Origin of the sequence: Leptolyngbya sp. FACHB-321, from assembly GCF_014695975.1 — a bacterium.
Lineage (GTDB): Bacteria > Cyanobacteriota > Cyanobacteriia > Leptolyngbyales > Leptolyngbyaceae > Stenomitos.
Genome location: NZ_JACJPI010000086.1, coordinates 1 through 8,658, shown reverse-complemented (window position 1 = coordinate 8,658; position 8,658 = coordinate 1). Strand labels below are relative to the sequence as shown.

Sequence of the window (8,658 nt, the reverse complement as noted above, 5' to 3'; positions counted from 1 at the left end):
CAGCAAATACCTAAAATCCTGATTTTGACGTTAAAACTGACTGGGTTGGCTGGTCTCGTTTAATCCTGGAAAAGCCAGTACCAGAGGGGCATTAGGAGTTTTCGGAGATGTCTAATAATTGTGAAAGCCCCATCGACATCTTTGCTATGGACGCGGATAGCCATCTGCTCGTCGAGCATTGTATCGAACCAGTCGAGGTCCTCGCTCCGTCCGACAATTGCAACTTTGCTTTGACTGAATTGAGTACTCATTGTTTTAGAGGTAAAGGTAGCGTTATGAATTTACTGGGGTGACAAGCATCGCTGGAGTAGCGGTGGGTTTGATATTCTGGTTGCGATGAAACAGATTGGTGGGGTCATACTGGTTCTTGAGCGCAACGAGTCGCTCGTATGTGGCAGTCGGATAGACTTCACGAATCCGCTGCTCCCCTTCATCCGCCAGGAAGCCCACATAAGCACCGTTGGCGTAGGGTAAGAGTGCCCGAAAGACTCGCTGGGTGCGGGCATCGAGACTGGCAGCATCGACAGATAATGGTGCGAAGTGAGTGATTAACACCATGCCCTGTTTATCGCGATGAGCAAAGGCTGTTGCATCTGTCGCGACCCGGCTCATAGCTCCACCCAGGACACGCAGGGAGACCAACGTTTCAGGAGACATGACAGATTGAGCGGATTCAACTAATGCGTGTATCATCTCGTCTGAGAACGTCTCGAAAAACTGCGATCGCGAATGATGCTGAAAGCCAGGGCTCTCACCAACCGCTGTGAGCGCAAAAATAGCCGAATAGGGCATAGGTGCAATCAGGTCGGCAATGGGAGTGGCAAGCTGACGCAGTGGAGCCACAACCCGCTCACCCTCTTCTATGTCACCGGTGTAGCAGATCATAATCCCGACGACTGGGGTTCCCTGTTTGTCAGGGGGAATGAAGGGGGCAGGAGGTGCCAGCATGAACAAAACTTCAGTGGAAAGTTCATCCGGTGCTGCCGTGGCTAGACGGGTATACTCTCGCAGGATACGCTCTGCCTCGGTTGCCTCATAAAAAACGGCACCGCCCAGAACAGTTCCACCTGGATGTAGGTTTACCTCGAAAGCGGTCGCAATACCAAAGTTGCCACCACCACCGCGCAGTCCCCAGAACAGTTCGGGATTTTCGTCAGCACTGGCACGCAGCAGTTGTCCATCCGCTGTAACCAGCTCCACTGCTTGCAGGCGATCGATCGTTAAACCGTAGGCGCGGACCATCCAACCAATGCCGCCGCCGAGCAGCAAACCACCCACACCCACAGAGGCAACGTCGCCCGCCGTCAATGCCAATCCAAAGGGCTGGAGCCTTTTGGCGACCTCACCCCAGGTAAGACCGGGTTCCAGACGGGCTGTGTGGCGTACCGGGTCAACCGTCATCGTCTTCATGTTGGAGAGGTCGATCACCAGTCCACCGGTATTGGTGCCATGTCCGGCTGCACTATGTCCTCCGCTACGCACGGAGAGCGTCATTGCCTGCTCACGGGCAAAATTGACGGCGACTTTAACATCTTCCGCATCAGCACAGTGCACGATCGCAGCCGGATAGCCATCAAAGCTACCATTCCAGACTTTTCGTTCGGCTTCATAGGCAGGGTTACCCGGAAGGATCAGTTCACCTCGGATCGTTGAGGCGAGTATCTCGATCGCTTCTGTGTAGTCATGCTGCTTCTGTTGTGGAGATGTTGTTTGAACATGAATTTGCCCATTTTGCTCGTATTGAGCCGTATCTTGATGTTGTTGTAACATTAGTTACTTCCTTTCATTGTTTAGAGACATGAGAATACTTCTGTTCATCAATAAGCTGTGTCATGAACAGTAATTGATTCACACCAACACATTCCGCCATTCACCATCTGTTGTTATGGCGCGGTTAACTCCGCTATCAATGGCGATCGATTGTTCAGTAACAAAACTAGAAGTGCCGGAACAGAGCCACAGTAATCACGGAGTTTGACTAATCACACTCACGTTTGAATCAAAATTGTCACCTGTGTTGCAGACATCATTAAAAGCGTCTTGATCGTGGAGAAGATGCGATCTGCGCTGACTCTTTCAGAGTCGCTTCGCTAACGCAGCAGCGCTTCGCTATCGCAAAAACAACCCACTCCAGCATTCGATTGTCTCAATTACTGTGGCTTGACCCAGCGTCGGGTGGATTGGATCGCGATCTTTGGTAATGCCATAGTGATTCGCATCTTCAACCGCAATCAATGCTTTTGGTGTATCTTGAACGTTTCATACGTTGACTAACGGGACTTAGACATTTTCTAGCCCCTTTAGGGGCTGAAAACGCCTCGTAGCAAGCGAAAGAGGTCGATGACCTAAAAATGGCTGAAACCCTTGTAAATACTCGATTCATGCCTATTTGAGCTAAAAACCTTTCTATATCTAGGTTTGAAGCCATTTTTGCCTCACTTTTTGTCTAAGTCCCGCTAATACATCGGACTGCCTAAAGCGTTCCAGTCCTGCTGCAACTGCCGCTTGCACCTGTAATGAACCATGTTTCCTACGTGATCTGTCTATCTCCGTTATTGCCTTATCCTTTCATTGCTCTTCTGGCATGAGCTCATCATAGGCTTTAGAAAGAGGGGTCTGAATACATAAACTTCGCAGATTATTGCCTAATTTTCTCAATCACCAGGATGGTGTTCAAGAGAATCTTCTATAATAGGCGTAGTAAAACGATGAGAGGGATGTCTCACGATATGCCACTCTCGCGGAGGACCCGGTATGGCAGATAAATCCCTAAAGCGCGAGACCACGATTGATGCTTGTCAGGAACTGGCGAAATTAGTGACTCGCCACACGGATGGCAAGGGGAACGGTATCCATTCAACGGCGATCGCTCAGTTGGAATTCATGCGGGAATCTACGGCTCCTACAGCACTTCGCGCTGTGTATGAACCGACGCTTTGCATTATTGTTCAGGGTAAAAAAGAAACCTTACTGAGCAAGGAAACCTATCACTATGGTGCGGCTCAATATATTGTTGTCACGGTCGATCTGCCGCTTAGTGGAAACATTGTCGAAGCGACACCAGATAAGCCGTATCTATGCTTTAAGCTCAGCCTGGACGCGACTGGGCTTTGGAATATTATCGACCAACTCCAGCGCAGTCCAGATAAGAAAGAAAGTTCAGTGAGAGGCTTGTTCGTGAGCGATGCAAATGCCCCGTTAATTGAGTGTGCCACCCGGCTCACACGGCTTCTGGACACGCCCGAGGATATTCCATTCTTGGCACCGATGATGATTCGCGAAATCTATTACCGTCTTTTAATGAGCGATCAGAACGAAGCGGTTTGGCAGATTGCGACCTCCGGCAGCTATATGCAGCGCATTGCAGAGGTGATTAAACAGATCAAAGCTGAGTTCACAAAGCCATTGAGCATGGATGATTTAGCAAAGCAAGCGAGGATGTCTTCTGCAACATTTCATCGGCACTTTAAGGCAGTGACCTCAATGAGTCCGTTGCAATATCAAAAGCAGTTGAGGTTATTGGAAGCCCGTCGTCTGATGCTGGCTGAAAACGCGGATGCCACCTATGCGGCGTATCAGGTTGGTTATGAGAGTCCTTCTCAGTTCAGTCGCGAATATTCCCGCATGTTTGGCGCGCCACCGATGAAGGATGTTGAGCGTTTACGAGTTGCCTGAGTATTGCTGTTTAGCTATGTAGCTGGCATTTCAAAGGGAACATCCAAAGCCTGTAACCAGCGAATTACTGGTACACAAAAAACTCTCGATCTAAATATAATCATTTAATTTTTAAGTTTTCCTTATTTTTGATTTCCAAGTAACTTGTCAAAAAACTGTATTGCTAAATACAGTTTTTACAGCAAAAATCAGATGATACGGTTCGCTCCCCTAGAGCGATCGCATCCTGGTATTTTTGAAAAGCATTGGGATGCACTCCGCTTAAATTGCATCTTAACTTGAAAAACTTGACTATTCTGAATCGAATGAAAGTTAAAGAATAAAGACAACTGACGAGGCTTAGAAGAAGCCATGATAAAGTGATTTCGCCTCGATCTATGCCAGAGAATTTAATTTAGGAGAACGCCGATGAGGTTTCGGTTGAGACGACGACGGTTCGGTCAGCTCATGCTGATCGGCGCAATTTTTAGTACGCTGGGAGACTGGGCGACTAAAGTCTTTGCCCAAACTCGTCCGCCATCTTCTCCATCAGTTAGCACCATCCTAGGAACAGATACGGTTGATGTGACACTGCGGGTGAATGGGACAGCACGCGCCGTGAAAATAGAACCGCGTGTCACGTTGCTCGATGCCTTGCGCGAGTACATTGGGCTTACCGGGAGCAAGAAGGGTTGCGACCACGGACAGTGCGGCGCTTGTACGGTATTGGTTAACGGACGGCGCATCAATTCCTGCCTCACTCTAGCGCTGATGCACGAAGGTGACGAGATCACCACAATTGAGGGTCTCGCCAAGGGAGACGAGCTGCATCCAGTGCAAGCCGCGTTCATTAAGCATGACGGCTTTCAGTGCGGCTACTGCACGCCCGGTCAGATTTGCTCGGCTGTAGCGCTATTGGATGAAGTAGCAACAGGTACGGCGAGTGCGGTAACGGCTGATGTTAGGCAAACCGGAGGCGTGAAGTTAACGGATGCGGAGATACGCGAACGCATGAGCGGCAACATCTGTCGCTGCGGCGCATACCCCGGCATCGTCGCGGCTATCCGCGAAGCAAGCGCAAGTCCCCAAGCCTAGAGGAGTGTGACATTATGAAACCATTTGCTTATACGCGCACGACAGAGCGAGGCGCAGCCATCCAGACGGTTGGCAGCGACCAAACAGCAAAGTTCATTGCTGGCGGCACGAACCTTCTAGATTTAATGAAGGACAACGTGGAACAGCCCGATCGCCTCGTGGATATCTCGCGGCTGGAACTCGTTGGCATTGAAGAACGCGAGGGTGGCGTGCGTCTCGGTGCTTTGGCACGCAACAGCGATACGGCAAATCACCCACTGGTGCGCCAGCGCTACCCCCTTATCTCTCAAGCTATTCTGGCTGGAGCCAGCGCCCAACTGCGAAACATGGCAACCAACGGCGGGAATCTGATGCAAAGAACGCGCTGCTACTACTTCTACGACACGGTGACGCCTTGCAACAAGCGAGAGCCTGGTACAGGTTGTGGCGCTCTGGAAGGCTACAACCGCATCCATGCGATCTTCGGCGCGAACGAGCAGTGCATTGCCACGCATCCATCGGATATGTGCGTCGCATTGGTGGCGCTTGATGCGATCGTGCAAGTCGAGGGACCGCAAGGGCAAAGAAGTATTCCCATTTCAGAGTTTCACCGCTTACCGGGCGATACGCCACAGATAGATACGAACCTGCGACGCGACGAACTGATTACGGCGATCGACTTACCCGCTGCATCTACCGTTTTCGCGCCGCGATCGTACTACCTGAAATTGCGCGATCGCACCTCTTATGCGTTTGCCCTCGTCTCCGTCGCTGCCGCGTTGGACATCCAGGGTGGCAAAATCCGCCAAGCACGGGTAGCGATGGGCGGGGTGGCGCACAAGCCGTGGCGTTTGGTGGAAGCGGAAAAGATACTCACGGGTGCACCTGCAACGGCAGCGACCTTCCAGCAAGCCGCCGAAGTGACGATGCGCGAAGCACGGGGTTACGAACACAACCGCTTCAAGATCGAGATGGGCAAGCGGGCGATCATGCAGGCGCTGACCACAGTAGCCGATGGAGGTGTGGCATGAGTCAGGGGAAAAATGCTGCTGTCGGTAAGCCGATGGATCGCGTTGACGGGCGATTGAAAGTCACTGGGGCAGCACGCTACTCGGCAGAGATGGAAGTACCCGACCTCGTACACGCTGTACTGGTCATGAGTGCGATCGCTAAAGGGCGCATCCAGCAAATCGATACCCAAGCCGCAGAACGTGCTCCCGGTGTCTTGAGGGTAATTACCCATCTCAATGCGCCAAAGCTGAACTTTGACAAACCCGAGCAGCGGGCGTTTATCGATCCCAAAGTCGGGAAACACTTTCCCATCCTCCAAAGCGATACCATTTACTTCAACAGTCAACCCATTGCAGTCGTGGTCGCGGATACCCTGGAGCGTGCTCAGTATGCCGCTTCGCTGGTGCAGGCTCGTTACGAAGAGCAAACCCCCACGACAACTGTAGAAGCAGCAATGGCGCAAGCCTTCCCGCCTACCGAATCCAGCCAAGGAGGACGACATGCCGATGTGGTGCGCGGCAATCCCGATGCTTTAGCAAGTGCCCAGGTGCGGGTTGAGGGCAGCTATACGATTCCCATCGAACACCACAACCCGATGGAGCCGCACGCCACGATCGCGACTTGGCAAGGCGACAAACTGACACTTTACGACAAAACTCAATGGGTGTACAACACCCGGAAGCACGTCGCCCTAACCTTTGGAATGCCTGAAGAGAACGTGCGAGTTATCTCGCCCTTCGTTGGCGGAGGATTTGGCTCGGGTCTGCGGAGTTGGCCCCACGTCACTGTAGCCGCGATCGCTGCCCGTCAGGTGGGGCGTCCCGTCAAGCTGGTGCTCACCCGCCAGCAGATGTACACTTCAGTGGGATTTCGACCTTACACGGTGCAACGGGTGGCATTGGGCGCATCGAAGGATGGCAAGCTTAGTGCGATCGTCCACGAGGCAACGGCGGGAACCTCCATGTACGAAGAGTATACCGAAGCTACGCTCGATGCGACTCGGATGCTTTATGCCTGCCCCAACCTGGTAACGCGATACCGTCTCGTCCGACTCAACACGAGTACGCCCACCTTTATGCGGGGACCGGGGGAAATTTCTGGTGTGTATGCCCTCGAATGCTGTCTGGATGAACTTGCCTACACCCTCAAGCTCGATCCGCTCGAATTGAGGATGCGAAACTATGCCGAAGTCAATCCCGAAGATGGGCTGCCTTGGTCGAGTAAATTTCTCAAGGAATGCTACCAGGTCGGGGCAGAAAAGTTTGGCTGGTCGCGACGCAATCTGGAAGCGCGATCGATGCGTGACGGTCGCTACTTGGTTGGCATGGGTATGGCAACTGCTACTTACCCGATGTATCGCTTGCGAGCTGTTGCCAAAGCACGTCTCCTGGCTGACGGTACGGCGGTGGTGCAAAGTGCAGGGAGCGACATCGGCACGGGGGCTTATGTGATTATGACCCAGATTGCGGCAGATGCTCTGGGCTTGCCACCCGAACGAGTGCGGTTTGAGTTGGGGGATACAGATTTCCCCTACTCCCCCGTGCAAGGTGGCTCGATGCTCACCGCTAGTCTGGGTTCTGCGGTGCAAGCGGCGTGTCTGGCAGTCCGTGAACAAGCACTGTCTCTAGCAAGTACTCAGCCGAATTCACTCCTGTCTAACGTCAAGGCTGATGAGATTGAGGTGGAAGACGGACGCCTGTTTTTAAAGCAGGATGCATCGAAGGGCGAGAGCTATACAGACATCCTGAAACGCGCTAATAGAGACTACATTGAAACCGAAAAGGACTCTGAACCAGGAGACGAGAAGCAGCGCTTCTCCATCCACTCCTTTGGCGCACACTTTGCTGAGGTGCATATCGATCCAGACTTTGGACTGGTGAGAGTATCGCGGGTTGTCTCAGTCTGTGATGTTGGGCGGGTGATTAATACCAAAACGGCAAGCTCTCAGGTGAGCGGTGCAGTTGTGGGCGGCATTGGCAAGGTGCTGATGGAGTATACCCAAATGGACGCGCGTAATGGGCGTTTTGTCAATGCAAATTTCGGTGAGTATCACGTACCCGTGAATGCCGACGTTACCGCGATCGAAGCGTACTTTGTAGGAGAGCCAGACCTCAAGGCAAATCCGCTAGGGGCAAGAGGTGTTGGGGAAGTTGGCATAGTGGGCGTATCGGCAGCGATCGCCAACGCCATCTTCCACGCCACTGGCAAGCGCATCCGCGATTTACCGATTACACCCGATAAGCTCCTCTGAACAGAATAAGGACAACGCCTACCTATGCAGTTTTCAGCTCAAAGTAACGCTGACAAGCCAACAAACTCAGCGATTGGCAAGCCGATGGATCGAACTGACGGGCGGCTTAAGGTCACGGGAGCGGCACGTTACGCGGCTGAGTTTCCAATGGAGAACTTAGCTCATGCCGTCGTGGTACGGAGTACGATCGCCCGTGGACGCATCCAGAGCATCGACACCAGCGCAGCGGAAAAATCTCCCGGAGTACTTGCCGTTATTACCCACCTCAACGCGCCCAAGCTTGCAACCACTGACCCGCCCGAAGTCAGCGATCGCTACCTCAAAGTGATTCCAGTGCTACAAGACGACCGAATTAACCACTATGGGCAGCACGTCGGCTTGGTTGTTGCCGAGACATTCGAGCAAGCTCAATATGCTGCAACACTCGTGCGCGTTGCATATACACAAGAACGTCCAGCACTGGAGTTTGCAGCAAATCTCCACCGCGCATATGCACCGGAAAGAATAAATGCAGGCTACCCGACAGATACTCAGCAAGGTGATTTGGAACGGGGCTTGAGTGCAGCGGATGTCCGCATTGATGTAACGTACACGACACCGATCGAACACAACAACCCAATCGAACCGCACGCCACGATTGCCGTGTGGGAAGGCGATCGCCTGACGCT

General features: G+C 52.5%; 7 protein-coding genes. 5 read left to right on the top strand and 2 right to left on the bottom strand.

What is annotated here, in order from left to right:
• Positions 1–273: 273 nt before the first annotated feature.
• Positions 274–1,770 (bottom strand): FAD-binding oxidoreductase, encoded by a 1,497-nt coding sequence (locus H6F76_RS28140; RefSeq protein WP_190513344.1) that lies wholly within the window; start codon positions 1,768–1,770, stop codon positions 274–276.
• A gap of 339 nt (positions 1,771–2,109) precedes the next feature.
• Positions 2,110–2,235 carry a hypothetical protein gene (locus tag H6F76_RS31225; protein ID WP_277881292.1) on the bottom strand — a complete coding sequence of 42 codons (126 nt, stop codon included), beginning with the start codon at positions 2,233–2,235 and terminating at the stop codon, positions 2,110–2,112.
• 519 nt (positions 2,236–2,754) lie between these two features.
• Here H6F76_RS31225 and H6F76_RS28135 point away from each other — a divergent pair.
• The 5 genes from H6F76_RS28135 to H6F76_RS28115 all read left to right on the top strand — a co-directional run.
• On the top strand, positions 2,755–3,675 hold the full coding sequence (locus H6F76_RS28135) for an AraC family transcriptional regulator (RefSeq protein WP_190513343.1): 921 nt from the start codon (positions 2,755–2,757) through the stop codon (positions 3,673–3,675).
• A gap of 408 nt (positions 3,676–4,083) precedes the next feature.
• On the top strand, positions 4,084–4,749 hold the full coding sequence (locus H6F76_RS28130) for a 2Fe-2S iron-sulfur cluster-binding protein (protein WP_190513341.1): 666 nt from the start codon (positions 4,084–4,086) through the stop codon (positions 4,747–4,749).
• Between the two features lie 14 nt (positions 4,750–4,763).
• Positions 4,764–5,759, top strand: coding sequence for a xanthine dehydrogenase family protein subunit M (locus H6F76_RS28125; RefSeq protein ID WP_190513339.1), 996 nt, complete (start codon positions 4,764–4,766; stop codon positions 5,757–5,759).
• Complete coding sequence (locus tag H6F76_RS28120; RefSeq protein WP_190513337.1) at positions 5,756–7,990, top strand: xanthine dehydrogenase family protein molybdopterin-binding subunit; 2,235 nt, start codon at positions 5,756–5,758, stop codon at positions 7,988–7,990. Before H6F76_RS28125 ends, H6F76_RS28120 begins: the two co-directional genes overlap by 4 nt.
• 84 nt (positions 7,991–8,074) lie before the next feature.
• Positions 8,075–8,658 (top strand): molybdopterin cofactor-binding domain-containing protein (locus tag H6F76_RS28115; RefSeq protein ID WP_190513335.1); only part of this gene is annotated, 584 nt, incomplete at its 3' end.

Excerpts from the sequence above, each read along its gene's own strand:
- H6F76_RS28140 (WP_190513344.1), bottom strand. The coding sequence starts at position 1,770 with ATGTTACAACAACATCAAGATACGGCTCAATACGAGCAAAATGGGCAA.
- H6F76_RS28130 (WP_190513341.1), top strand. The coding sequence starts at position 4,084 with ATGAGGTTTCGGTTGAGACGACGACGGTTCGGTCAGCTCATGCTGATC.
- H6F76_RS28120 (WP_190513337.1), top strand. The coding sequence starts at position 5,756 with ATGAGTCAGGGGAAAAATGCTGCTGTCGGTAAGCCGATGGATCGCGTT.
- H6F76_RS28135 (WP_190513343.1), top strand. The coding sequence starts at position 2,755 with ATGGCAGATAAATCCCTAAAGCGCGAGACCACGATTGATGCTTGTCAG.
- H6F76_RS28125 (WP_190513339.1), top strand. The coding sequence starts at position 4,764 with ATGAAACCATTTGCTTATACGCGCACGACAGAGCGAGGCGCAGCCATC.